The following is a 25,745-nucleotide window of genomic DNA, read 5'->3' on the forward strand; positions in this document are numbered from 1 at the left end:
GGGAGACGGGGAATGTGCGGGTTCAGCGGATACGCGTTACCGGATCTCCTGCACAGGATACCCGGATTCACGCTCGGATTGACACGGGATATGGGGCCGGGAGACGGGCGATCAAGCCCCGTCGAAGGGAAGGCTGCCGTTGCCCGGGCGGCAGGCTCAGTGGCGGTCGGAGCCCGTCGGACGACGCTCTTCCTCGACGGCCACCGGCGCCGGCTCGTCCGACTCGTAGATGACGTAGGGCTTGGTCTCGCCGGTCACCACGGCCTCGTCCACCACCACCTTGCGGGCGTTCGCCGCGGAAGGCAGGTCGTACATGGTGTCGAGCAGCACGTTCTCGAGAATCGTCCTCAGGCCCCGCGCGCCGGTCTTGCGCGCCATGGCCTTGCGGGCGACGGCCCGCAGCGCGTCGTCGCGGAACTCGAGCTCCACGTTCTCCATGTCGAACAGACGATGGTATTGCTTGGTGAGAGCGTTGCGCGGCTCCACCAGGATGGTGACCAGCGCGTCCTCGTCCAGCTCCTCCAGGGTGGCGACCACCGGCAGGCGGCCGACGAACTCCGGGATGAGGCCGTACTTGATGAGGTCTTCCGGCTCCACGTCGTGCAGCACCTCGCCGACGTTCATCACGTCGTCCACGCTCTTCACCTCGGCGACGAAGCCGATGCCGCTCTTCGCCGAGCGATTCTGGATGATCTTCTCCAGACCCGCGAAGGCGCCGCCGCAGATGAACAGGATGTTGCCGGTGTCCACCTGCAGGAACTCCTGCTGCGGGTGCTTGCGCCCGCCCTGAGGCGGCACCGAGGCCACCGTGCCCTCGATGAGCTTCAGCAGCGCCTGCTGCACGCCCTCGCCGGAGACGTCGCGCGTGATGGACGGGTTGTCCGACTTCCTGGAGATCTTGTCGATCTCGTCGATGTAGACGATGCCTGTCTGGGCCTTGTCCACATCGTAGTCGCACTTCTGCAGGAGCTTCTGGATGATGTTCTCGACGTCCTCGCCGACGTAGCCCGCCTCGGTGAGCGTGGTGGCATCGGCGATGGTGAACGGCACGTTCAGGAGCCGCGCCAGCGTCTCGGCCAGCAGCGTCTTGCCGCAGCCGGTGGGGCCGATCAGCAGAATGTTCGACTTGGCGAGTTCGATCTCGTCCTTGCCGCCCTTGGCACTGCCCTTGTTCTCGAGGCGCTTGTAGTGGTTGTACACCGCCACCGACAGCACCTTCTTGGCGCGCTGCTGGCCGATGACGTACTCGTCCAGCACCGCCTTGATCTCGTGGGGCTTCGGCAGCTTGGTGCGGCCCTGCTCGGCATGCTCCTCGAGTTCCTCGCGGATGATGTCGTTGCAGAGCTCGACGCACTCGTCGCAGATGAACACGGACGGGCCGGCGATGAGCTTGCGCACTTCGTGCTGGCTCTTGCCGCAGAACGAACAGTAAAGGAGCTTGCCTTCGTCGTTCTTGCCGCGGGTGTCGTCACTCATAATATTTCCTTCCCGGCCGCGTCTTTACGCGCAGAACGCCTCATTCAGACCCGGTTTATATAACATGCGCAAGTGCGGGCGTGCAAAGACGAATGTCTCGGTTGCAGGCCTTATAACCAGCGGCTATTTCTTGGCGGGCGAGCCCTCCGTCGAACCCAGTTCCGTGCGGCGCTCCAGCACGGTGTCGATGAGGCCGTAGTCCACGGCCGCCTGGCTGCTCATGAAATTGTCGCGCTCGGTGTCGTGTTCGATCTTCTCCACGCTCTGCTTCGTGTGGTGGGCCAGGATGTGATTGAGCCGGCGCTTCATCTCCAGGATTTCCCGGGCGTGGATGTCGATGTCGGTCGCCTGGCCCTGGAAGCCCGCGCTCGGCTGATGGACCATGATGCGGGAATGGGGCAGTGCAAAGCGCTTGCCGGCCGCGCCGCCGGCCAGCAACAGGGCACCCATGCTGGCCGCCTGGCCCACGCAGATGGTGCTCACGTCGCATCTCACGAACTGCATCGTGTCGTACACCGAGAGCCCCGCTGTCACCACGCCACCCGGCGAGTTGATATAGAGGTGGATGTCCTTGTCCGGATTCTCGGACTCCAGGAACAGGAGCTGGGCGACGATGAGGTTCGCCATGCCGTCTTCCACGGGGCCCACGGCAAACACCACGCGCTCTTTCAGGAGGCGCGAGAAGATGTCGTAGGCGCGCTCGCCCCGGGCGGTCTGCTCGACCACCATCGGCACCAGGTTCAGGGCTGTTTCTTTCATGCTTTCTTGCCTCGGCAATTGAATTCGTGTGTGCGTGCCAATCAGATTCCCTGCGTTTCGGAATCGGGCCTGAAGGCCCTCCTACATGCTTCGGTTGACGTTTTCCTGTGGTCCGGGTCGGGGGGCTGAAGCCCCTCCTACGGGGCCTGCATGTAGTCCTTGAAGGGCACCTTTTTCTCTTCGGTCTGGCCGTTGTCTATCAGCCATTCGACGGCCTGCTCCTCGAGCACCACCGGCCCGAGCCGCGAGATGAAGTCCTGGTTGCCCAGGTAGGTGGAGACGAGCTGCTCGGACTGGTCGTAGCCGGCGAACATCTCCTCCACCTTGCCACGCAGCCGGTCCGCGTCGAGCTGGATGTCCTTGTCGCTGATCAGCTGCTGCACCAGCAGGCCGAGGCGCACCCGGCGTTCCGCCATCTCGCGGAAGCTCTCCAGAGGCGGTGCCTGTTCGGCGTCTTCGATACCCATGCGCTGCATGGCGTCCTTCTGCAGCGTCTGCGATTCCTGCTGCACCAGGGCCTCCGGGACCTCCAGCGGGTTGTTGCTGAGGAGCCCTTCCATGGCCTGGTTCTTCATGTCCGCCTTGATGCGGCCCTCGAGTTCCTGGCGCATGTTGTCCTCGACGTCCGCGCGCAGCTGCTCGACGCCGCCCTCTTCGACGCCGTAGGCCTTGGCCAGTTCCTCGTCCAGCGGCGGCAGCACCTGGCCCTGGACCTCGTGGACCACGGCCTTGAACTCCGCCTTCTTGCCAGCCAGGTCCTCGGCCGGATAGTCCTTGGGATACTTGACCTTGAAGGTCTTCTCGTCGCCGGCGGCCACGCCCGTCAGCGCCTTCTCGAAGTCCTCGATCATGCGGCCTTCGCCGAGGATCACCGGGATCTTCTCGCCCTTGCCGTTCTCGATGGGTTCGCCCTTGATGGAGCCCTCGAAGTCGACAATGACCTTGTCACCCTCGGCGGCCGGCCGCTCGACGGTCTCCCATTCGGCCTTCTGCCGGCGGAGATTCTCCATCATCTGGTCCACGTCGGCCGGGGTGATCTCCACCACGGGGCGGCTGACCGAGATCTTGTCCAGGTCGGCCAGCTCCACCTCCGGGTAGACCTCGAAGGTGGCCGTGTAGACCAGGCCCTCGTCGCCGGCCTTCTCCGGCTGGATCTGCGGGCCGCCGGCCGGCACGAGGCTCTCGCGCTGCAGGGCCTCGGAGTAGCTCGTCTGCATCATCTCCGAGAGCACTTCCTGGCGTACCTGGTCGCCATAGCGCTGGCGGATCACCTTGGCCGGCACCTTGCCCGGGCGGAAGCCCTTGATTTTGGCGGTCTTGCCGACCCGGCGCAGCCGGTTCTCGATCTCTTTGTTGATGCGCTCAGCCGGCACCTCGACGCGCAGGCGTCGCTCCAGATTACCGGTGGCTTCCACTGAAACCTGCATGTTCTCGGACATCCGTATTGACTGTTTGAACCGTGGATAAAAAAAGGCGGCCCGCTCGCTCAAGACCCGGGACCGGCCCGGGACTCACCCGGGTCGAGTGGTGCGAAAGGAGAGACTCGAACTCTCACGGGTTGCCCCACAGGAACCTAAATCCTGCGCGTCTACCAATTCCGCCACTTTCGCCCGGTCTCGGGAGCGCGCTCACCGAACAGGCAATTGTAACGCAAGCGAGGATACGCGTGTAGGAGGGACGGCCCGCCGGGGGTTTCGGGGCAGGGGTCCTGTCGAAGCAGGTGTCCCGGACCCCCGGCGGGCCGTCGTCGCGCGGCTCAGGGCGCCGGATTCTGGCCGGCCTCCAGGATCAGGAAGGTGGGATTGCGGCCGTCGGCCGGCGTATCGATGATCACCTGGTCGTCGATGCGCTCGACCACGACCTGCCGGTCGCCGTCCGGGTCCGTCAGCGTCGTCTGGAATATCTCGCCCTCCCGGAAGACGATGTCCGCCATGTAGTAGACGGTTTCGCCGTCCGCCGCGAGGTCGAAGTAGATCACGCCGTAGTCGCTGTCGACCAAGGCCTCGTCCCGCGGTCCGATCCTTGTCTGGGTCGCGCGATCCTCGCCAAGCGCGTGCAGCCAGAGCTGACCCAGACTGGTCGCGTCGTCGTGCAGTTGTGCCACGAACGCGGTGCCATCGGCGGTGAAGCGGAGCCGGTAGACACTGGCCGGTGCCGGAAAATTCCACTCGAAGACGAAGTCGCCTGGCGGGGCGAAGTTGTAACGGCGGATGCTGTCGCTGCGCCAGGCCAGCACGAGCGTGCTGGCGGGGTCGATCCAGATGTAATCCGGGTCGATGAAGTCGTCCAGGGGCTGCGCGGCGGCGGGCTGCGCGGGGTCGGTGACGTCGACCAGGTAGAGCGGCCCGTTGCCCGCCCCGCTGAAGCGATCGCGCACCGCGACCAGCTTGGTGCCGTCCGGGCTGAACTGCACACCGATCGTGCGTTCCTCGTTGATCTCGTCCAGCTGGATCGGGATGGCGTTACCGGGATCGCTGACATCGACGAGATGCAGCACGCCACTCTCATCGGTCAGGTTCGCAACATAGGCGACCAGACTGCCGTCCGGGCTGACCGCGCTGCGCGAATCGAACTGCTGGATCCGCTCGCCCCCATCGTGGTCCAGTGGCGCATTCAGCCGGGTCGCCACCGTCGGATCATCCAGGTCGACCAGATACAGATCGCCATCCTCCAGGTTGTTGTCGGTGGTGTAGTCGGCCTGGTAGACCACGGCGTCACCGCCGGCCACGAACTCGAAGTGCGCCTGGTTGCCGCTGTAGAGCGGATCCGACAGCGGCTCGGCGATGCGCACGGAATTACCCGGGTCGTCGGTGTCGACGAACCAGATCTGGCGACCGAAGTCCTCGCTGCCGACCCGGTAGACGACGCGGGTGGGATCGTTCGGGCTCACGCGGAAATAGCTCACCTCCCCACTCGCCGTCTCGGCACCGTTCAGCTTCGTCGCCGCACCGGGACTGGCGAGGTCCACCATGTAGAGCTCATAGGTGCCCGGCGTGTCATGGTCGGCCAGATAGATGATTCGACCAGGCACCACCTCTCGATAGTAGGGCAGTTCCCGGGCGCCGGTGAACCTGGCCGGGCTGAAGCGCACGCCGTCGGTGGAGAAATCATCCACGAATTCGTCGGAGAGCTCCAGATAGGGGCTCGCCCCCTCCGGCACGGTGTGAAGCCGGGCACCCGGTCGCCCGGCGCTGCCGCGGTCCCGCGCCAGAAAGGCGACTTTGCCGTTGGCTCCGGACAGCGCCGGCGAGCGCAGCTCCGTGGTGGCGAGGTACCAACCGGGCACCTTGCCGTCGGCGCGGAAGCGGACCTCGAACTCGCCATCGGCCGGCAGGGTCACCTCTATCTCGCCGGCGATCGTGCTCTCGAAGGGCGCACTGGCAAGCTCGGTAGTGCCCGAGTACACGGATACCGTTGCGCCCAGGTTGCCGGTGAGCCCCGGCTCGGACGTACCGTCCATCGCCGGGTAGGCGGTCACGCGGAAGATCTCGCCGGCGATGCCGTCGAAGCGATAGGTGTGGACCTCACCCACGGCGGTCATGTCGCCGCGCAGACGCTCGCCGGGCAGGAAGCGGTCGTCGTTCAGGTGCGCGGGCCCCAGGATCACGTCGACGGGCAGCACGGACCCGGCCGTGGCATTCACCGGGTCGGGGTCGGTCGTGGCCGCGATGCCCCCGTCCGCATCCACCGAGCAGTCGAGATCCGTGCCGCTCGGGACCGGCAGCCGGGGCAGCGTCGCGCCGCCGCTCAGCCCGTACATGCCCGAGTAACGCGGGCCGCCATCGGCACCGCCCTCGCAGACCAGGTTGGAGGCCGGCACGGGCACCTCGGCCGTGCAACTGGCGCCCAGGCCGGAGCAGTCGATGGTGACATCGATCTCGCCGGTGTCGCGGAAGTCGTCGCAGTTCCACCAGCTGAAGTGGGAGACCTCGCCGCGCAGCGCGAGACCGGTGGGCGAGGACGCGGAGGCGACCACCGTGCCCTGCCCCTCCTCCAGCCAGAGGCTCGTGTCCTCATCGAGCGACCACAGCGAAATGGCCGCACCGGCTGAGAGCGGAGCCCCCTGGGAGTCCTCGCTCACGTAGATCGGTATCTCGATGGTGGCCGTCTGACCGTCGGCGAGACTGAGCACCTCGCCGTTCTGCTCGAAGCGGAAGTCCACCGTGCCGTAACTCAGCATGAAGCCCGGATCGCCGGCGGCGTTCTCGGCCTCGAAGCCGCCCGGGAAGGCGGCGAAGGCGCGGTCGTCGGCGACGTCCAGCGGCGTGATGTAGACGTCAACGGGGCCGGTCACCGGCTGGCCCGCCGGGTCGACGAGCGCGCCGGCGGGCAGCGTCACGGAGGCACCGTCCGCGCCCGCGGCGCTGCCACCGTTCTCGGCGGCGGCGATCTGAATCGGATCGGCCTCGGCGATCAGGGCGACCTTGAAGACACCGGGTCGCGCCTCGGCCGGCAGATTCAGTGGCAGCGTCTGTGGCAGATAGCCCGGCGCGGTGGCACGGATGAGCTGCCGGCTCTCCTCGGGAACCGGCACCGTGGCGCGGCCGTCGGGACCGGTGGTCGCCGTCTCGCCGCTCGACTCCACGGTAAGGGTGGCGCCTTCTATCAGCCGCGCGTCCGCGCTGAGCACCAGGATGCTGACGTCAGCGGAGACGATGGCTGGGTCGGCACGCGTGACGGTGACGGTGTAGGTCTCCGTGGTCGTGCCGTCCCCGGCCGTCACGCTGACCGTGATCGTGTTCTCGCCTACCTCGAGCGCGATCGGGTCGCTCGCGCTGCCGGAATCGATGGCGGTGCCGTCGATCTCCAGCGTGGCCGCATCGTCGTTGGCGGTGGCGGTCACCGTCGTGCTGTCGACGTCGTTGGCGACAACGGCGGTGTAGGCCGTCGCCGCCGGATCGAACGTCTCGTTCAGCGCCGCTGCGGAGAGTTCCAGCGCGGAGAGCGTGGCATCGTCGGACGGCTCCCGGGTGACGGTGATCGCGTAAGTCTTCGTGGTGCCGTCCTCGGCGGTCACCACGATGTCGATCGAGGTCGTGCCGACCATCAGGGCGACCGGTGCGGAGGCTGCGCCGGAGTCGGTCGCCGCGCCGTCGACGGTCAACGTAGCGGCATCGTCGCTGGCAGTTGCCGTCACCGAGACCTCCGTGACGGCGTTGCCGACCGTGACCGCGTAGTCGGTAACGTCCGGCGAGAACGCGGGGTCCAGCGTCCCCGCCGACACACTCAGCGCCGAGAGATCAGCGTCACTGCTGGCTGCGGGCGGCGGCGGCGGACCGTCGTTGCCGTCGTCGTCGTCGAGGCAACCGGTGAGCCCGACGCTCAGCAGCAGCATGAGTAGAAGGAAGATGAAAGCCTTGAAGGCAGGCCGTGCGTTCATGATGTAGTCCCCCCTGCTGGACGTAATCGTGTCGGCGATTGGTCGATCGACCGTTGCGTGTCCGATTGCAGCAACTCGACGCCACCCTGACTTCCGTGCGCACCCGGGGTTTTTGCCATCCGGTACCTAATTTTCGGATACTGGGTACTCATATTTGGGACAAACACGACTGTTCGGCCTTGACGAGCCCGGGCGGAGGAGAAACATTTGCTCGTAGAAAGAGAAGAGCCGCTGTCGACACTCGTGGCGCTCAGGGAGCGCGCCGACGGCGGCCAGGGCGCCATCGCGCTGGTGGGCGGCGAGGCGGGCATCGGCAAGACCACGCTCACCGGGGAATTGCGCCGGCGGCTCGCGCCGGACTGCAACGTGGTCTGGGGCGGCTGCGACTCCCTGTTCACGCCCCGCCCGCTGGGGCCGGTGCACGACATGGCCCTCGGCCTCGGGCCCCGCATCCGTGGCCTGCTAGACGAAGGGGCTCCGCCGATCCAGCTGTTCCAGGCCGTGGTCGAGGAGCTGGAGCGGAAGCCGTCCACCAGCGTGCTCATCATCGAGGACGCCCACTGGGCGGACCACGCCACGCTCGATTTCCTGAAGTTCCTCGGCCGCCGGGTGGCGATGATGCGCACCCTGCTGGTGGTCACCTATCGCAACGACGAGATCGATCACGACCATCCGCTCACCCACGTGCTGGGCGAGCTGCCGCCCTCGTTCACCTGGCGGATCGACCTGCAGCCGCTGACGCCGGAGGGCATCGGCCGGCTGTGCGCGGATTCGGGCTACAGCGCCGACGAGCTGTACGAGATCACCGAAGGCAATCCGTTCTTCGTCTCCGAGCTGCTCGCCTACGGTAGTCCGGGCGAACGGGCCATACCGGCCTCGGTGCGCGACGCCGTCAATGCCCGGCTGAATCGACTGGCGCCGGCGGAACGGGAATTCCTGGAGACCGTGAGCCTCATCCCCGGCGGCATCCCGGCGGCGCTGCTCGAGCCCCTGTTCGGGGAGGCCGGCGAGACCCTCGCGATGGCCGCCGTCGGCCGCAATCTGCTGGTGCACGGAGAGGCCGACGGGCTGCACTTTCGCCATGAGCTGGCCCGGCTCGCCACGCTCGAGCGGCTGTCCGCGAGCCGGCAGAAAGCGGCGCACGGGCGCATCCTCGCCGCATACCTGGAGTTGCCGATACCGCCGAGCCTGGATCAGCTGGTTTTCCACGCGGCAGGCGCGCTGGATGCGGCGAAGGTGCTCGAGTTCGCGCCCCGGGCGGCGGAGGTGGCGGCGCAGGTTGGCGGACACCGGGAGGCCGCCGCGCACCTCGCCACCGCGCTGCGCTTCGTGGACGAGGCGACGCCGCAGCTGGCCGCCACCCTTTACGAGAGCTGGGCCTACGAGGCGGGGCTCGCGCTCGGGATCGACGACGACGTGATCGAGGCGCGCCGTTACGCCATCACCCTGTGGCGGGCGCTGGACCGCATGGACAAGGTGGGCGAAAACCTGCGCTGGCTCTCCCGCATGCACTGGTACCGGGGCGAAGCCGGCGAGGCGGACCGCTTCGCCGACGAGGCCATCCGGGTGCTGGAGAGCGCGCCGCCGTCCGCCGAGCGGGCCATGGCCTACAGCCTGCGCTCCCAGCTGCATATGCTGAACGACCGCATGGACGAGGCCGTGCGCTGGGGCGAACGCGCCATCGAACTGGCGGACGAGCTGGATGCGGTGGAGGTGAAGGTGCACGCGCTGAACAACGTGGGCACCGCGCGGGCGTTCCGGGGCAACCAGGAAGGCATTTCCCAGCTGGAGGAGAGCCTGGCGCTGGCCTCGCGCCACGGCCTGCACGAGCATGCCGCGCGGGTCTATACCAACCTGGCCGAGTACGGCGTGGACTTCCGGGACTTCACCCTGGCCGAGCGGATCATCTCGGAGGGTATCGCCTTCGATACCCAGCACGACCTCGACGCCTGGACCCACTACCTGGTCGGCCGGCAGGCACAGCTGCGCCTCGAGCAGGGGCGGCTCAGGGACGCGGAGACCATCGCCGCGGGCGTGCAGAACCTCGACCGGCTCACGCTGCTGATGCGCCTGCCGGCGCTGATCGTCCTCGCCCGCGCCCGCCTGCGCCTGGGCGAACCGGACGCCGACGAGCTGCTGGACCGGGCGATGCAGGACGCGATCGCCACCGACGAGCTCCAGTACATGATCCCGGTGCGCCTCGGTTTCGTGGAGGCCGCCTGGCTGCGCGACGACCCGGAGGCGGCGATACCGCACCTGGAGGCACTGTGGTCGATGGGCGCGGAGCGCATGAACCAGTGGAGCGCAGGCGACGCGGCGGCCTGGGCGCGCCGCCTGGGTATCGAGGGCATGGAGGCGCCGGAGGCCTTCATCGCCGACTCGCCGGCGCCCTACGCCGCCGAGATCGCCGGCGACCCGGCCGGCGCGGCGAAGCAGTGGCTCGCTCTCGGCGCCCCCTACTCCGCCGGTCTCGCCTGGCTGCAGGTGGAGGGCGACGGGGCCGCCGGGGCGCTCGCCAGCGCCGCGAAGATCTTCCGCCGCATCGAGGCGGGCGCGGCGCTGGAGAAGACCAACCGGGTGGCGCAGACCCTGGGCGTGGCCAACCGGCTGCCGCGTACCCGGCGCGGCCCCTACAAGGCGGCGCGCAACCATCCGCTGGGCCTCACTCGCCGGGAGCAGGACATCCTGGCGCTGATGGTCCAGGGGGCGAGCAATGCGGAGATCTCGGAGCAGCTCTCGCGCTCGAAGCGCACCATCGAGCACCACGTCTCGTCGATCCTGACCAAGCTGAACGTGCAGAACCGCATGGAGGCGACCCTGCGCATCCACAACGAACCCTGGCTGATGCCAAAAGACCGGTAGGAGGGCCTTCAGGCCCGATTCCCTTTTTTCGTGGCCGCCCTGCGGGGGTATCCATCTTGCTCCCGACAAAAGGTCGCGGCGATGGATACCCCCGCATGACGGCCATGCTCGCGGTGGCGTGAAGGAAGCGCCAGTCAGTAGCGCCGGCTGACTGGCGCCAGACTTTTCGGGTACGGGCCCGTCAGCGGCTGGGGCGGGCTGCGGGGGTCGTCCGGGCCGACTGGAGCCAGGACGGCGGGAAGGAGGCCCGGCCGAAGCGAAGGAGGACAGGACGTCCGACTGAGCGTCCCCGCAGTCCGCCCCAGTCGATGGCGGGCCAACGCCGATAGAAAGCCGGATCGGGCCTGAAGGCCCTCCTACGAGAGGAGACGGGGATTCGGGAGGATGGTGGGCCGTGTAGGAATCGAACCTACAACCAATGGATTAAGAGTCCACTGCTCTGCCAATTGAGCTAACGGCCCTTCCGATTAGAGCGCTTGAAAGAACTGGGGTGGACGATGGGACTCGAACCCACGACGACCGGGATCACAACCCGGGGCTCTACCAACTGAGCTACGTCCACCATTGTTCCAGCCGGGCATTATAACCCGTAATTTCCGACTTGGCGCGCCCGGCAGGACTCGAACCTGCAACCCTCGGCTTAGCTTACCAGCTACCGCTTTCGCGGCCCCGCAACGCGGGTTTGTGGTCTGGACTATCTCTTCGCCGTCTCAGGCGCCGCACGTATAGTCTCTACGGAGCCCCGCGACGTCCAGGGGCTGAACTATGCAGGTTTCCACGGGATTGCCATCAGCACTACCTGTTAAGGTTTCCCCGTTACGGTGCGGTCCACTGCAGCGGTTCCGTTTCCCGCTGCAGGCTCCTCACTCAAAGGCCGATGCTCTATCCGATTGAGCTACGGGCGCGTCGTTTATTCGATAGTCGTTCTCCGAACCACGATTACTTGGTCGGGGCAGACGGATTCGAACCGCCGACCCTCTGCTCCCAAAGCAGATGCGCTACCAGACTGCGCCATGCCCCGCCGCGAACACCCCGGCTCGCCGGGGGCCGAAATAATACGTGGCGCCGCGGAGATGCGTCAATTTCGCGTTAAACTGCGCGCCATGACGGCGAAGATAATCGACGGCAAAGGGATCGCGGAGGAGATCCGCGAGGAAGTCCGGCAACGGGTCGAGAAGCGGATGGGCGCGGGCAGGCCCCAGCCGTCGCTGGCCATGATCCTGGTGGGCCACGACGCCGCCTCCCAGATCTACGTGCGCAACAAGCGCAAGGCCTGCGACGCCGCCGGCATGCGCTCGGTGGACTTCGATCTGCCCTCGACCACCACCGAGGCGGCGCTGCTGGAGCTGATCGACGAGCTGAACGGGGACGAGAGCGTGCACGGCATCCTGGTGCAGCTGCCCCTGCCCCATCAGATCGATGCGGTGAAGGTCATCGAGCGCATCGACCCCGCCAAGGACGTGGACGGCTTCCATCCCTACACCGTCGGCCGGCTCGCCCAGCGCATCCCGACGCTGCGCCCCTGCACGCCCTTCGGCATCGTAACGCTGCTGAGCCGCATCGGCGTGGACCCCAAGGGCAAGCACGTGGTCATAGTCGGTGCCTCGAACCACGTGGGCCGGCCGCTGGCGCTCGAGTTCCTGCTGATGGGCTCCACCACCACGGTCTGCCACCGCTTCACCCGCAACCTGCGCGAGCACGTGGAGCGGGCCGAGATCCTGGTGGTCGCTGTCGGCAAGCCGGGCCTGATCCCCGGAGAGTGGGTGCCCGAGGGCTCCATCGTGATCGACGTGGGCATCAACCGCCAGCAGGACGGCAGGCTGGTGGGCGACGTCCAGTTCGCCGCCGCGAAGGAGCGTGCCGCCTGGATCACGCCCGTGCCCGGGGGCGTCGGCCCGATGACCGTTGCCATGCTGATCTACAACACACTGGCGGCCGCCGAGGCCGCCGACGAGTGATCGCGGCCCGCCACGGCCGAGAACGAGGAATCCGATGAGTGCAATGAGACCGATCCGAGCGACCCTCGCGGCCCTGGCCGCCGGTATCGCGCTGGCCGGCGGCGCGGCCTGCGCCGCCGACGTGCCCTCCTTCCCCCAGGTGGAGGTACGTACCACCGAGGGCACCTTCGTGCTGGAACTGAACGGCAGGCGCGCACCGCTGACCGTCGCGCATTTCCTGTCGCTGGTGGAAGCCGATTTCTACGACGGCCTCGTCTTCCACCGCATCGTGCCGGGTTTCGTCATCCAGGGCGGCGGCTTCACGCCGAAGTACGTGCTGAAGGAACCGGACGACAGCATCCCCAACGAGTCCGGCAACGGCCTCGGCAACGAGCAGGGCACCATTGCGATGGCGCGCACCAGCAATCCGCACTCGGCCAACACCCAGTTCTTCGTCAACCTGGTGGACAACGGCCCGAAACTGGATCCGCAGCCGGATCGCTGGGGCTATGCCGTGTTCGGCTCGGTCATCCACGGCATGGACGTGGTGGACGCCATCGCCACACTGCCCACCGGCGCCGGCGGCCCGTTCCCGGCCGACGTGCCGACCATGCCGGTGATCATCGAGGACATGATCTATCACCCCTCCGGCTATACGCCGCCGGAATAGTCCCGCGCCCGATCCGATGACGAAGCTGTTCATCTCCGACCTGCACCTGCAGGCCGCCCGACCCGACATCACCGAGCGCTTCTTCCGCTTCCTGGAGACAGAGGCGACCGAGGCGGAGGCGCTCTACATCCTGGGCGACCTGTTCGAGGCCTGGATCGGCGACGACGATCCGGACGAGCACAACCGGGAAGTGCAGGCGGCCATGCGCCGACTCACCGACACCGGCGTTGCCGGCTACTTCATGCACGGCAACCGGGATTTCCTGATCGGCGATGCGTTCGCCGGACGCACGGGCTTCACGCTGCTCGACGATCCGGTGGTCCACGACCTCTACGGCACGCCGGTGCTGCTCAGTCACGGCGACGCCTACTGCACCGACGACGTCGAATACCAGGCGTTCCGCCGCCAGTCCCGCGACCCGGCCTGGCAGCAGCAGGTGCTGTCGATGTCCGTGGAGCAGCGCCGCGCCCTGGCCGGTCAGGCCCGGGAGGAGAGCCGCGCCGCGATGGTGGACAAGGCCGAGGACATCATGGACGTGAATGCCGCGGCCGTCGCCGACGCCCTGCGCGGGGCCGGCGTGACCACCCTCGTGCACGGCCACACCCACCGCCCGGCGGTGCACGAACTGGACCTGGACGGCACGCCCGCCACCCGCATCGTGCTCGGCGACTGGTACGAGCAGGGCACCGTGCTGCGCTGGACCCCCGAAGGCCCCGACTACCGCTGGAAAGTCCTGTAGGAGGGCCTTCAGGCCCGACCCCGCTTTTTCAGCCGGCTCCCCTTCTCTTGTGGCCGCCCTGCGGGGGCATCCATCTTGCTCCCGACAAAAGGTCGCGGCGACGGATACCCCCGCATGACGGCCGCCTCGTGGTGGCGTGACGGAGCTGACAGTCAGAAGCGCCTGCTGATTGGTGCCAAGCCTCTCGGCTACGGGCCCGTCAGCGGCTGGGGCGGGCTGCGGGGGTCGTCCGGGCCGACTGGAGCCATGACGGCGGGAAGGAGGCCCGGCCGAAGCGAAGGAGGACAGGACGTCCGACTGAGCGTCCCCCGTAGTCCGCCTCAGTCGATGGCGGGCCAACCCCGATAGAAGGATGCCGCGGTCAGAAGAGCCGGATCGGGCCTGAAGGTCCTCCTACGTGGTCGGCGGGGGTGGGCCGCTGTGGAAGCGGAGTTCGGTGTCCGGGGATGTGGCCAGTTCGTTCTCCACGGCGCGCAGGTCGGCCAGCCGCACCTCGACGGCGTCGGCCCCCTCCCCCGTCCCGGCCAAGGCCAGGTAGTTCTCGAAGTGGCGTGCCTCGGAGGCCAGCAGGCCGGCGTAGAGAGCCGCCATGCGCCCTTCCAGCCGCGGTGCGAGCAGCGCGAAGCGCTCGCAGGAACGGGCCTCGATGAGGGCGCCGATCAGCAGCAGGTCGGTGAGCCGGCCGGGGTCGCGGCGGCGGGCGGCCTCGCGCAGGCCGGCGGCGTAGCGCGAGGCGCTCAGGGCACGGGGGGCGATGCCCAGGGTCTTCATCAGGCGCTGCACCTGCTCGTAGTGACGCAGTTCTTCGCGGGCCAGTCGGGACATCTGCCAGCCGATATCCGTGCGCTCGGGGTAGCGATAAATGAGGTTCATGGCGGTGGAGGCCGCCTTCAGCTCGCAGTTGGCGTGATCCATCAGGATCAGGCCCGGCTCCGCGGCCGCAGCGTCCACCCAGGCCGCCGGCGTCGCGGCGTCGAGGAACTCGCGTATCGCCTGCGGGACGGCCACCGGCGCGTTGTCCGACACGCCCGGCCTCACGGCTGCCATGCCAGCACCTCGTCCGCGCACTGGAAACGGTCCGCCGGGTCTTTCGCCAGCAGGCCGTCCACCAGCGGCTGCAGTGCAGCGGTTTCGGCCGGCAGCCGCGGGATGTCCGCATGGCCGTGCTTGTAGATGATGCCCATGGCGGTATCGGCGCTGTAGGGTTTCTCGCCGGTCAGCATCTCGTACAGGATGACGCCCAGACTGTAGAGGTCCGAGCGCTCGTCGGTCTCCCGGCCGTGGCCCTGCTCCGGGCTCATGTAGTAGGGCGTGCCGAAGATCTCGCCGGTGCCGGTGATCTCGGCCCGCAGCCGCAGCCGCTTGGCCAGCCCGAAGTCGATGAGCGCGATGCTGCCGTCCTCGCGCAGCATGATGTTGCCGGGCTTCAGGTCGCGGTGGAGGATGCCGACGGCGTGGATGGCCTTCAGCGCGCCGGCGATCTGGCGCGCCACGTCCAGTGCCTCGTCGGCATCCATGCCCGCGCGGATACGGGTGCGCAGGTCGCCGGCCGGAAAGTACTCCATGGCGATGTAGGCGTGATCGTCGCCGATGCCGAGGTCGTGGATGCGCACGATGTTCGGGTTGTCCAGCTCGGCGATGACCTCGAACTCCTGCAGGAAGCGGGTCAGCGCGTCCTCGTCCTCGTCGCTGGCGTCCGGGACCTCGCGCAGGATCTTCAGCACGACCTCCCGGCCGCTGGCCTCGTGCTCGGTGAGATACACCGCCGAACCGTCACCGGAGGCGATCTTGCGCCGCAGCCGATAGCCCCGTGCGCTGCCACCTGTGCCACCCTTGCCGTCCTCGCCGCTCTCGCCGAAGAACAGGCTGTCGGTGGAGGCGAGGCTGCGACGCGAGCTGAGCGCCCGGCGCAGCGCCGCGATGAGGGCCGCATGGCCGATGTCGGACTTGTGGAAGAAGCTCTGGGCACCGTACTGGAGTGCCCGGGCGCCGTCGGCCGGATCCCGGCTGGCGGTGAAGAATATCGCCGGCGGGAACGAGGGGCGCGCGCAATAGCGGCGCAGCGCCTGCAGCCCGTCCATGCTGCCCAGCCGGTGGCCGATCAGGACGACGTCGTGGTCGGCGCCGCCGAAGTTGTCGGCGAGCGCGCCCGAGACGTGGGGGTCGTATTCGGTGATCACGGCGTCGTGCCAGACGGTGGTGATGTGATGCATCAGCAGTGTCCGGAATTCCGGATGAGCGTCGATGATCATGAATCTGTGGCTCATCCCGGAGCTCTCCCGCCGCGCCGGCCAGGTCTATGGACTAGGGTCGATAAGGGCCGCGAGGTCCTAGACCGTGCTCATGGCCGCGTCGCTGTCTTCCGTGCCCGCGTCGGCCGCCTGCCCGGCACCGGCCTCACCGCCCAGCCCCAGGTACAGCTGCTTGGCCTCGTCGGAGCGGGCGCTCTCGAGCTGGCGCAGATAATCCTCGGTGACGTCGCCGGTAACGTATTTGCCGGAGAAGCAGGAGGTGTCGAACTCGTTGATCTGGGCGTCGTCGTGCTGCACCGCCCGCACCAGGTCGTCGAGGTCCTGGTAGATCAGCCAGTCGGCGCCGATCAGCTTCTCCACCTCGGCCTCGGAGCGGCCGTGGGCCACCAGTTCCGTGGCCGCCGGCATGTCGATGCCGTAGACGTTCGGGTAACGCACGGGCGGCGCCGCCGAGGCGAAGTAGACCTTGCGCGCGCCGGCCTCCCGCGCCATGCGGATGATCTGCTGTGAGGTGGTGCCGCGTACGATGGAGTCGTCCACCAGCAGCACGTTCTTGCCGCGGAACTCCAGGTCGATGGCGTTCAGCTTGCGGCGCACGGAACGCTCGCGCATCGCCTGGCCCGGCATGATGAAGGTCCGGCCGATGTAGCGGTTCTTGATGAAGCCTTCCCGGTACTTCACGCCCAGGCGGTGGGCCACCTGCACCGCGGCCGTGCGGCTCGTATCCGGTATGGGGATCACCACGTCGATATCGTGGTCCGGCCGGGCGGCGAGCATCTGGTCGGCCAGCGTCTCACCCATGCGCAGACGCGTCTTGTACACGCTCAGCCGATCGATGATGGTGTCCGGCCGGGCAAAATAGACGAACTCGAAGATGCAGGGGGCGTAGGCGCGCTGCTCGGCGCAGGCACGCATGTGCAACTCGCCGGCGGTGTCCACGAATATCGCCTCGCCGGGCAGGATGTCGCGCACCAGGCGGAAGCCGAGTGCATCCAGCGCCACGCTCTCGGAGGCCACCATGTACTCGGTGCCGGCCGGCGTGCGGCGGCTGCCCAGCACCAGCGGGCGGATGCCGTAGGGGTCACGGAAGGCAAGCATGCCCTGGCCGATGATCAGCGCGGTCACCGCATAACCGCCGCGGCAGCGCTCGTGCACGGCGGCCACCGAGTCGAAGACGACGTCCGGCGTGAGTTCGCCGTCCGCCCGCTGCTGCAGCTCGTGGGCGAAGACGTTCAGCAGCACCTCGGAGTCGGAGCCCGTGTTCAGGTGGCGCCGGTCTTCGCGGCGCAGCAGCTCGGAGAGTTCGGCGGCGTTGGTGAGATTACCGTTGTGCCCCAGGCAGATGCCGTAGGGGGAGTTCACGTAGAACGGCTGTGCCTCGGACGAACTGGAGCAGCCGGCCGTGGGGTAGCGCACGTGGCCGATGCCGATGTTGCCTTTCAGGCGCAGCATGTGGCGCTGGTGGAAGACGTCCCGGACCAGGCCGTTGCTCTTGCGCGAATGCAGCCGCTGGCCGTCCCACGTCACGATGCCGGCGGCATCCTGACCCCGGTGCTGCAGCACGGTCAGGGCGTCATAGATGGCCTGATTGACCGGGCTCGTACCCGCGATGCCGACTACGCCGCACATGACGGGCTCCCGGGCGCTTCAGAGGCGGGTCGCATCGCTATCGGGCTATCCGGCCCCTCCGGGGTGTCGCCGTCCGCACCGTCCATGTCGTTGATCCCGTCTATCGCCTCCAGGGCCCGCGGTGCCAGCACACGGATGCCGTTACCGACGCGCTCGGCGTACGGCATCAGGCGCGACTCCTGCCACCACTGGTCCTGGGAGAAGCCGAGATAGCCGCCGGCGAGCGCGAGCACGCCGGCCAGCAGCGCGCCGCGGCCGAAACCGAAGCCGAGGCCGAGGAAACGGTCCGTGCCACTCAGGCCGCTCGCCTCCACCACCATGGAGATCAGCCAGCCCACCAGGCCGCCGATCAGCAGCACCGCCACGAAGATCAGGCCGCGGCCGATCCACGCCTGCAGCCCCTCGGAGCCGATCCAGTCGCCGGCCACCGTCTCCACGACGCCCGCGCCCAGCGGGGCGAGCTGGAAGGCGAGCCAGATGGCGACGACCAGTGAGATGACGGAGACGGCCTCCTTGAAGAACCCGCGCCAGGCCCCGACGATCATGGAGATCAGGACCAGCACGGCGATGGCGATATCTGCGACCGGGACCATGGCGTGTGTTCGCTCAGTATCGTCAGTGTGAGTCAGTGTGAGTCAGTGTGGGATGGGGACGGCGCTGCGTCGGATCGCGATCAGTTTATCAGACTGACAATGGTCCTCACGATTGTCGCGACAATCCTTATCACGATCGTACTGACAATCCCCTTCACGATCGTGGCGACAATCGTCCTCACGGATGGGTGACCACCTGCCCGTTCTGCCCGGCCTTCGCGAGGGCCGCCGCCACTTTCTCCGCCTCGTCGCGGCTGCCCTGCGGCCCGACGCGCACCCGATGCAGCGTGCGCCCGCCGCTCTGCACCCGGCTGAGGAAGGCCGGGAAACCCTGGTCGCGCAGATCGGTCGCCAGGCCTTCCGCGTTCTCCTCGCTGGAGAAGCTGCCGAGTTGCACCGCCCACAAAGACTCCGTGGCGGCGGGCGATGGCTGCTGCGCCGGCGCGGCGGCGGTCCCGGGCTCCGGCTCCGGCTCAGATTCCGGCTCCGCCTCAGGCTCCGGTTCGGGTTCACGGGCAGCCTGAGCTGCCGGCTCGGGCGTTGTCTGTTGCGCGGTACCGGCGGGCTCGGATTCCGCCGTCTCCTCGCGCGCTGCCGTCGTCGCGCTGCCGCTCGCCGGCGCCGGCAGCCTGCGCGTGGCCGGTGGCGGGTCGGTGATCTTCTCCCCGGCCTCCTCGCCGCGGGCGGTCTCCGGCCGGGGGTCGAGCACGATGCGGCGAGTGCGGGTGGGCTGGCCCTCCTGTCCCGGCAGGTCCACGCTCTGGCGCACCGTCCCGGTCTCCTCTTCCGGCCCGTCCAAAAACACCGGGATGACGAGCCAGGCGACGGCGACGAGCACGATGGCCCCGGTCAGGCGTTCTTTGGTGGATCGATCCATGGCGACAGGCAGCTATACCCCCATCCGTGTTTCTGTTCGCGTTTCTATTCGTGTTGCCATTCGAGTTTCGTCAGCGCCGATCCTCGGGCCCGCCTTGCCGGGTCCGATCGCCCGGCGGCAGCGGTTGTTGCTGTTCCCGCTCCGGCGGCGAGTATAGCCGAAGCGCCTCGAGAGCCGGGCCGACGACGTAGAACGAGCCCGCCGCCACGACCCGGTCGGCCGGGCCGGCAAGCGCCTGCGCGGTTGCCACTGCCGAGGCCACCGAGGGCTCGATGCGGCAGGGCCGGCCGGTGGCGTTCGCGATGGTGGCCGCGAGCGCGGTCACCGGGGTGCCGCGAGACGATTCCAGCGGCACCGCCAGCCACTCGTCGACGACGCCGGCCAGGGCGGTGGTGAACTCCAGCGCGTCCTTGTCGGCCAGAAGTCCCACCAGCGCGAAGGTGGTGCCGGCGGCCGGCTCTGCGGCCAGGCGGTCGGCGAGGGCCCGGGCGGCGGCGCCGTTGTGGGCCACGTCCAGCCACCAGTCCGCGCCCGCCCGCAGCCGTTGCTGGCGCCCCGCCGGGCCCGGCAGCGCGAGGGCGCGCGCGACGGCCTCCGGCTGCAGCCAGGCGTCCAGTTCGAGCGCCTCCAGCAGCGCGAACACCGCGGCGGCATTCTCGATCTGCTCCGATCCGCCGAAGACCGGCCGCGGCAGGTCGGCCAGCGTGATGCGGCGCCCTTCCCAGTCCCAGCGCCCCCGGGAACCCTGCCCGGGCAGGCCGTCATCCGGGGTCACGGCACGGAAATCCCGGCCCGCGAGCCGCAGATCGGCGCCGACCGCGGCGGCATGCCCGGCCACCGAGGCCGGCGGCTGCCGGCCGCCGAAGACGGCCGGACGGCCGTGGCGCATGATGCCCGCCTTCTCCCGGCCGATCGACTCGACGTCGCTGCCCAGCCACTCCTCGTGGTCCAGAGAGACGCTGGTGATGATCACGCCATCGGCATCGACGGCGTTGGTGGCATCCAGCCGTCCGCCGAGGCCCACCTCCAGCAGCACGCAGTCCGTACCCGCCGCCTCGAAGACCGCCAGCGCGGCCAGCGTGCCGTATTCGAAATAGGTCAGCGGCACCTCGCCGCGGGCCGACTCCACCTGCCGGAAGGCGGCGATGATCTCGCTGTCTTCCGCCTCGCGGCCGTCCAGCCGGATGCGCTCGTTGTAGCGCACGAGGTGGGGCGAGGTGTAGACGCCCGGACGGCGGCCGGCCTGCCGGGCCAGCTGCTCCAGCAGGGCCACGGCCGAACCTTTTCCGTTGGTGCCGCCGACGGTGATCACCAGCGGCGGACGCGAAAGCCCCATGTCGCCGAGCACGCGGGTCACGCGCTCCAGGCCGAGCTCGATCTCGGCGGCACTGAGCCCGGACTGCCAGTCCAGCCACTCGTCGAGGGTATCGAAATCCCTCCTGGTTATGAGGGGAGCATCCACGCGGGCGGGTGCCGGATCAGGAAGAGGCCGGCAGCGGCGAGGGGCGGCGCTCCAGCATGGCGATGACGTCGGCGATGGTGTCGCGCATCTGCCGCCGGTCGACGATCATGTCCAGCGCGCCGTGATCGAGCAGGAACTCGCTGCGCTGAAAGCCCTCCGGCAGCGTCTGGCGCACGGTCTGCTCGATGACCCGCGGGCCGGCGAAGCCGATCAGCGCGCGCGGCTCGGCGATGTTCACGTCGCCCAGCATCGCCAGGCTGGCGGAGACCCCGCCGGTGGTGGGATCGGTCATGACGGAGACAAACGGCACCTTCGCCCGGGCCAGCGCCGCCAGCGCGGCGCTCGTCTTCGCCATCTGCATCAGCGAGAACAATGCCTCCTGCATGCGTGCCCCGCCGCTGGCCGAGAAATTGATCAACGGCATGCTGGTCTCCCGTGCGTGCTCGGCGGCGCGGGCGAAGCGTTCGCCGACCACCGAGCCCATGGAGCCGCCCATGAAGCTGAATTCGAACGCAGAGCACACCACCGGGCGGCTGTGCAGGGCGCCGGTGACGGTGACCAGCGCGTCCTTCTCGCCGGTCTGCTTCTGGGCCTGGGAGAGGCGGTCGCGATAGCGCTTGCTGTCGCGGAACTTCAGCGGGTCGCGGGGCTGTATCCCCGCATCCAGCTCGTTGATGGAGTCCTTGTCCAGGAAGGACTCGAGCCGCTGCCGCGCGCCGATGCGCATGTGGTAGTCGCACTTCGGGCAGACGTGCAGGCTGCGCTCCACCTCGGCGCGGTAGAGCTGCGCATCGCAGGCCTGGCATTTGATCCAGATGCCCCGCGGCACCGAACGGGTCCGTCCCTCGGTGCTGATGCGAGACGGCATGATTTTCGAGAACCAGCTCATGCGGCGATGATACCCCCTCGTCCTTTCCCTGTCAGACCGGCGGCAGCCCTGCCGGCAGGCCCGCGAAATCACGGCCGTCGGGCAGGCCGAACTCCGGCGGATAGTCCACGGCGACCAGCGTCAGGCCGGCCGCGGCTGCGGCGAAGGGGCCGGCGGTGCGGTCCCTGCCGGCCAGCAGCTCCGCCGCCCAGCCCGGCTCCCGCTCGCCCCGGCCCACCGTGATCAGCAGGCCGGCGATGTTGCGGATCATGTGCTGCAGGAACGCATTCGCGCTCACGTCGATGGCGACCCACTCGCCCTGCCGGCACACCGTGATGGCGGTGACGTTGCGCACCGGCGAACGGGACTGGCAGCCGGCGGCGCGGAAGGCGGAGAAATCGTGTTCGCCGATCAGATGGCGCGCCGCCTCGTCCATGCGCCCCTCGTCCAGTGGCTGGTGCACCCAGCAGGCCCGGTGGCGGTGCAGCGCCGAGCGCACCGGCCGGTTCAGTATGAGATAGCGGTAGCTGCGCGACACGGCGGAGTAACGGGCATGGAAGTCCGCGCTGACGGCGCGCGCCCAGCTCACGCTGACGTCGGCGGGCAGGTTGCTGTTGGTGCCGAGCAGCCAGCTGCGCAGCCGACGCTGCACCGGCGGGTCGAAGTGGATCACCTGGCCGGTGGCGTGCACGCCGGCATCGGTACGGCCGGCGCAGACGGCCTCGACAGGCTGGTCGGCCACCGCCGACAACGCAGCCTCGAAGGCGTTCTGGATGGCGCGTCCGTGGGACTGGCGCTGCCAGCCCTGGAACGCGGTGCCGTCGTACTCGACGCCGATGGCCACTCGGGCGGCCGGGCGGTCGTCCCGGTCGGCCACTCAGTCGGGCAGCGCGTCCAGCAGCCGGTTGGCCTCCTGGCGCTGGCCCTCGTCGCCCTCCTCCAGCACCTCCTGCAGGATGCTGCGGGCACCCTCCGGGTCGCCCATGTCCACGTAGGCACGCGCCAGGTCCAGCTTGGTACCCACCTCGGTCTGGGTGCGGCCTTCGCCGGTCTCCTGCATGCCCGTCTCGGTGGGTGCATCGTCGTCGTCGGAGAGGTCCTCGCCCACGTCGAGGTCGAGGATGGAGTCCAGTTCGTCGTCGTCGAAGACCTCGTTGCTGAACCGGCCCGACGCATCCGTCGAGGCGGGCTGTTCGACCGTGTCTTCCTCGTCCCGCGGTGTCTCGAGGTCGCCGAGGTCGCTCTGCTTGATGGCGGCCGTGAGATCGTCCAGGTCGACGTCGACGTCTTCCGCGCCCGGGCGGGGCATGCGGCCCGTGGCACCGGTGTCGTCGTCATCGTCGCGCTCGTCCAGCGCCTCGGTCTCGGCGAAGTCCGGATCCGCCGCGGGCGCCAGGGTGGTCGCATCGTCGTCGCCCGGCTCCTCGCTCCCGGACTCGCGACCCACGGGCTTATCGGCGCCGGCAGCGCCCGGCGCGAGCATCGTCGCATCGTCGTCGCCCAGCACCTGGGTCTCGCCGGTACGGTCCAGCAGGTCGTCATCGGAGTCGCTGCCGTCGTCCTGGAACTGCAGCACGGTGGCCGAACGCTCGCCGGACTCCTCCATACCGTCCAGATCCAGGCCGAGGTCGTCCAGGTCGATCTCTGCCGTCTGCTCGGAGCGGCGCTGCTCTTCCTCACTGATGGCCGGCAGCTCGCTGGTGTCGTCCTCGCCCAGGCCCCAGGTCTCGATGGTCGGTGTTTCCTGGGTGATCTCTTGGTCGGCCCCCTCGTCCGCGGAACTGCCCGCCGGCGTCTCCACCGTCGGCGATTCCCGGGTATCCTCTTCCTCGAAGGGCGTCTCCAGCGTCGGCGACTCCTGGGTATCCTCGTCGAACCGGCTCTCCAGCGTCGGCGATTCCTGGGTGGGCTCTTCGCCGCCGAGGCTGTCGTCCGACGCCTCGTACTCACCTGTCTCGGCCAGATCCGCCGGATCCAGCAGCATCTCGTTGGTGCCGGTGCGCTCGCCGGTCTCGTCGAGCACGAAATCCAGGCCTCCCGAGGTGCCCTCGAGGTCGGCGTCGCCGCTGTCGTCGTCGCCGAAAGCCAGATCGACGCCGCCTTCCTCGTCCGAGCCGAAGTCCACGTCCAGCGTGCCGACGCCGCTCTCCTCGTCGAAGGACAGGTCGACGTCGCCGCCGCCGGCCGCCGCTGCGCCGGCGAACAGTTCGTGGTCCGGCGCGATCTGCTGGCCCATGATCACGATCTTGTCCCAGTCGGAGTCCTTGGCGCCGGCCTCACCGCCGAGGGCGTCGTGCAGGTTCTCGGCCGCGTCCACGAACGCGTCCTTGTTGCCCCAGACGAAGTACACCTCGGCGAGCTTTGCCTTCAGATCGGTGCGGTCCGGATCCGCGGCGATGGCGTTGCGCATCAGGTCGGCCGCCTGATCGTAGAGACCGTAGGCCATGTGGAAGTCGGCCTCGGCCAGCGGGTCGGACTGGTCCAGATTGATCGCGGTTTCGCTGCTGAACGTGTCCTCCAGCGAATAGGAGCCGCTCGCACCGGTATCCGGCTGCTCGTCGGCCCTGGCGCCTGCGCCCGCCGCCGCTGCCGCGGCGCCTGCGCCGGCTGCCGCCGCCGCGGCACCCGTGCCCTTGCTCGAGGGGGCCTCCTCTTTCTCCACCACCACGATGGAGTCGTCGTCGCTCGCGAGCGCGCGCAGACGCTCGGTGGCCTCGCGCTCCTCGTCGTCCTCGAAGTCGTCGTCCAGTGCTTCCCAGGTGCCGGTGCTGTCCTCCGGCTCGCCGCCGCGACGCCGTGCGAGCACGAGCAGCAGCAGGGCGATGACGACGACGCCCAGGCCCACGTAGGTCCAGATGCTGCCGAGCAGGCCGCCCAGCAGCCCCATGATGCCGCCGTCGTCGTCGCGCTGGGTCGTCACGACAGCCGGCGTCGTGCGGGCGGGGGCCGGTTCCTGTGCCGCCGGCTGCCCGGTCTCGGCCGCCGTATCGTCGGCTTCCGTGGCGGGCTCGGACTCGGCGAAGATCTCGTCGCCGCCCGCCTCCGCGGCCGCCTCACCCTCGGCCTCCAGATCGACGCCCGGCGCCGCCGTGACCGCTTCGTCCTCGGCCGCAGCCGGCGGTGTCTCCGCGGCGTCCTCACGGCTCGCCAGCTGCTGGCGCAGCTGGGCGAGCTCCTGGTCCTTGATGGCCAGCAGGCGCTCGCGCTCGGCCAGCTCCGACTCGAGCCGGCGCAGCCGCTCGGCCTCCGCCGCGCTGGTGCCGGCCGCGGTCCCTGCACCGGCCGTACCGCCGGGGGTGCCCGGCGTCGCTGCCGTCTGCGCCGCCTCGTCGGGGGGCACCAGGCGCAGGCTGCCTGACTCGCCGCCCTGCCAGGCCTGGTTCTGCCGGCTGACCTCGGCCACCGCCTCGGAGCGGTTGATGCCGTACATCGCATCTTCGGACGGGATGCGCAGGACGGCGCCCTCGCGCAGCCGGTTGATGTTCCCGTCAAAGGCCTCAGGGTTGTTCTCGTACAGCGCCACCATGACCTGGTTCATGGTCAGGCCGCTCGGCCGCACACGCTGCGCGATGCCCCACAGGGTTTCGTTGCGCGGCACCCGGTAGGTGTCGCCGGCATCGAGTCCGGCCGGGGCCTGACGGGGTTCCTGCGCACGCCGGATACTGCCCGCATCCGGGCTGCGCTGCGCCGGCGCCGCCGGCGCCCGCACCGGGGCGGCCTGCTCCGTCGCCTCCTCACTCGCGAAGGTCGGCGGGTCCAGCAGCACGGTGTACTCACGCAGCAGGCGTCCCCGCGGCCAGATGGCCTCGGCCAGGAAGGTCACGAAGGGCTCGGTGACCGGCTCGCGGGAGGTGATGCGGACAACGCCCCGGTCGCCGGACAGCTGCCGGATCTCGAAGCGGAACCCGCTCAGGAATGAAGGGCGGTCGATGCCGTAGCGCCGGAACGTCTCGGTCGACGCCAGCTGGACCGTGAGGCCCTCGAGTTCTTCCGGCGTCACCGACAGGAGCTCGATCTGGGCCCGGAAAGGCTCGTTCAGTGCCGACTCGAGCCTGATGTCCCCGAGGCCCAGGGCCTGAGCCGTCCCCGACCACGCCAGGAGCAGAATCAGCGTGGCGCCAGCGAGTCTTCCGAGCATAAGTCTTCTCCGGCTCATAAAACTGACCCGCAGCCGTGCAACGCGGGCAGGCTGCGGGATCAGATTAGCAAGCTCGTTTAACATTAATCCGTGGCCAACTATA

The 25,745-nt window shown here is 68.7% G+C and carries 17 protein-coding genes and 4 tRNA genes; 4 read left to right on the plus strand and 17 right to left on the minus strand.

Annotated elements, in window-relative coordinates; genetic code table 11:
* Positions 1 to 156 precede the first annotated feature (156 nt).
* The 5 genes from clpX to ACJMKX_RS09190 form a co-directional block, all read right to left on the minus strand.
* Positions 157 to 1,476: an ATP-dependent Clp protease ATP-binding subunit ClpX gene (gene clpX / locus ACJMKX_RS09170; protein WP_405223988.1), complete on the minus strand. Its 1,320-nt coding sequence runs from the start codon at positions 1,474 to 1,476 to the stop codon at positions 157 to 159.
* 123 nt (positions 1,477 to 1,599) lie between these two features.
* Positions 1,600 to 2,235: an ATP-dependent Clp endopeptidase proteolytic subunit ClpP gene (clpP, locus tag ACJMKX_RS09175; RefSeq protein ID WP_405223990.1), complete on the minus strand. Its 636-nt coding sequence runs from the start codon at positions 2,233 to 2,235 to the stop codon at positions 1,600 to 1,602.
* 137 nt (positions 2,236 to 2,372) lie between these two features.
* A complete protein-coding gene (tig, locus tag ACJMKX_RS09180; protein ID WP_405223992.1) occupies positions 2,373 to 3,662 on the minus strand; it encodes a trigger factor in 1,290 nt (429 codons plus the stop codon).
* 98 nt (positions 3,663 to 3,760) lie between these two features.
* Positions 3,761 to 3,845, minus strand: a tRNA-Leu gene (locus ACJMKX_RS09185).
* A gap of 146 nt (positions 3,846 to 3,991) precedes the next feature.
* Positions 3,992 to 7,615 carry a cadherin-like beta sandwich domain-containing protein gene (locus ACJMKX_RS09190; protein ID WP_405223994.1) on the minus strand — a complete coding sequence of 1,208 codons (3,624 nt, stop codon included), beginning with the start codon at positions 7,613 to 7,615 and terminating at the stop codon, positions 3,992 to 3,994.
* A 207-nt stretch (positions 7,616 to 7,822) separates the two neighbouring features.
* Here ACJMKX_RS09190 and ACJMKX_RS09195 point away from each other — a divergent pair, with 207 nt between their 5' ends.
* Entirely contained in the window at positions 7,823 to 10,477 is a 2,655-nt protein-coding gene (locus tag ACJMKX_RS09195) for a helix-turn-helix transcriptional regulator (RefSeq protein ID WP_405223996.1), read from the plus strand.
* Positions 10,478 to 10,862: 385 nt separating this feature from the next.
* Here ACJMKX_RS09195 and ACJMKX_RS09200 read toward each other — a convergent pair.
* The 3 genes from ACJMKX_RS09200 to ACJMKX_RS09210 form a co-directional block, all read right to left on the minus strand.
* Positions 10,863 to 10,938 (minus strand) — tRNA-Lys (locus ACJMKX_RS09200).
* A gap of 25 nt (positions 10,939 to 10,963) precedes the next feature.
* Positions 10,964 to 11,039, minus strand: a tRNA-His gene (locus ACJMKX_RS09205).
* 382 nt (positions 11,040 to 11,421) lie between these two features.
* Positions 11,422 to 11,498 (minus strand) — tRNA-Pro (locus ACJMKX_RS09210).
* Between the two features lie 82 nt (positions 11,499 to 11,580).
* On the opposite strand from ACJMKX_RS09210, the gene folD reads away from it, so the two are divergent.
* The 3 genes from folD to ACJMKX_RS09225 are packed head-to-tail and all read left to right on the plus strand — an operon-like array spanning position 11,581 to position 13,823.
* Positions 11,581 to 12,435 (plus strand): bifunctional methylenetetrahydrofolate dehydrogenase/methenyltetrahydrofolate cyclohydrolase FolD, encoded by an 855-nt coding sequence (folD, locus tag ACJMKX_RS09215; protein WP_405223998.1) that lies wholly within the window; start codon positions 11,581 to 11,583, stop codon positions 12,433 to 12,435.
* Positions 12,436 to 12,478: 43 nt separating this feature from the next.
* Complete coding sequence (locus tag ACJMKX_RS09220; protein WP_405224000.1) at positions 12,479 to 13,084, plus strand: peptidylprolyl isomerase; 606 nt, start codon at positions 12,479 to 12,481, stop codon at positions 13,082 to 13,084.
* A gap of 16 nt (positions 13,085 to 13,100) precedes the next feature.
* Entirely contained in the window at positions 13,101 to 13,823 is a 723-nt protein-coding gene (locus ACJMKX_RS09225) for a UDP-2,3-diacylglucosamine diphosphatase (RefSeq protein ID WP_405224002.1), read from the plus strand.
* A 393-nt stretch (positions 13,824 to 14,216) separates the two neighbouring features.
* Here ACJMKX_RS09225 and miaE read toward each other — a convergent pair whose 3' ends face one another.
* The 9 genes from miaE to ACJMKX_RS09270 form a co-directional block, all read right to left on the minus strand.
* The gene (miaE, locus tag ACJMKX_RS09230) at positions 14,217 to 14,870 is read right to left on the minus strand and encodes a tRNA-(ms[2]io[6]A)-hydroxylase (RefSeq protein ID WP_405224004.1); all 654 of its coding nucleotides are present in this window, start codon (positions 14,868 to 14,870) and stop codon (positions 14,217 to 14,219) included.
* The gene (locus tag ACJMKX_RS09235) at positions 14,858 to 16,090 is read right to left on the minus strand and encodes a serine/threonine-protein kinase (protein ID WP_405224006.1); all 1,233 of its coding nucleotides are present in this window, start codon (positions 16,088 to 16,090) and stop codon (positions 14,858 to 14,860) included. Before ACJMKX_RS09235 ends, miaE begins: the two co-directional genes overlap by 13 nt.
* 63 nt (positions 16,091 to 16,153) lie before the next feature.
* Entirely contained in the window at positions 16,154 to 17,704 is a 1,551-nt protein-coding gene (gene purF, locus ACJMKX_RS09240; protein WP_405224008.1) for an amidophosphoribosyltransferase, read from the minus strand.
* Positions 17,692 to 18,297, minus strand: coding sequence for a CvpA family protein (locus tag ACJMKX_RS09245; RefSeq protein ID WP_405224010.1), 606 nt, complete (start codon positions 18,295 to 18,297; stop codon positions 17,692 to 17,694). Before ACJMKX_RS09245 ends, purF begins: the two co-directional genes overlap by 13 nt.
* Before the next feature lie 178 nt (positions 18,298 to 18,475).
* The gene (locus ACJMKX_RS09250; protein ID WP_405224011.1) at positions 18,476 to 19,174 is read right to left on the minus strand and encodes an SPOR domain-containing protein; all 699 of its coding nucleotides are present in this window, start codon (positions 19,172 to 19,174) and stop codon (positions 18,476 to 18,478) included.
* A gap of 70 nt (positions 19,175 to 19,244) precedes the next feature.
* Complete coding sequence (locus ACJMKX_RS09255) at positions 19,245 to 20,636, minus strand: bifunctional folylpolyglutamate synthase/dihydrofolate synthase (protein WP_405224013.1); 1,392 nt, start codon at positions 20,634 to 20,636, stop codon at positions 19,245 to 19,247.
* 16 nt (positions 20,637 to 20,652) lie between these two features.
* The gene (accD, locus tag ACJMKX_RS09260) at positions 20,653 to 21,525 is read right to left on the minus strand and encodes an acetyl-CoA carboxylase, carboxyltransferase subunit beta (RefSeq protein ID WP_405224015.1); all 873 of its coding nucleotides are present in this window, start codon (positions 21,523 to 21,525) and stop codon (positions 20,653 to 20,655) included.
* A gap of 31 nt (positions 21,526 to 21,556) precedes the next feature.
* Entirely contained in the window at positions 21,557 to 22,381 is an 825-nt protein-coding gene (truA, locus tag ACJMKX_RS09265) for a tRNA pseudouridine(38-40) synthase TruA (RefSeq protein WP_405224017.1), read from the minus strand.
* Positions 22,382 to 25,642, minus strand: coding sequence for a FimV/HubP family polar landmark protein (locus tag ACJMKX_RS09270; protein WP_405224019.1), 3,261 nt, complete (start codon positions 25,640 to 25,642; stop codon positions 22,382 to 22,384).
* Between the last annotated feature and the right edge of the window lie 103 nt (positions 25,643 to 25,745).

Origin of the sequence: Lentisalinibacter sediminis, from assembly GCF_040706615.1 — a bacterium.
Lineage (GTDB): Bacteria > Pseudomonadota > Gammaproteobacteria > Steroidobacterales > Woeseiaceae > Lentisalinibacter > Lentisalinibacter sediminis.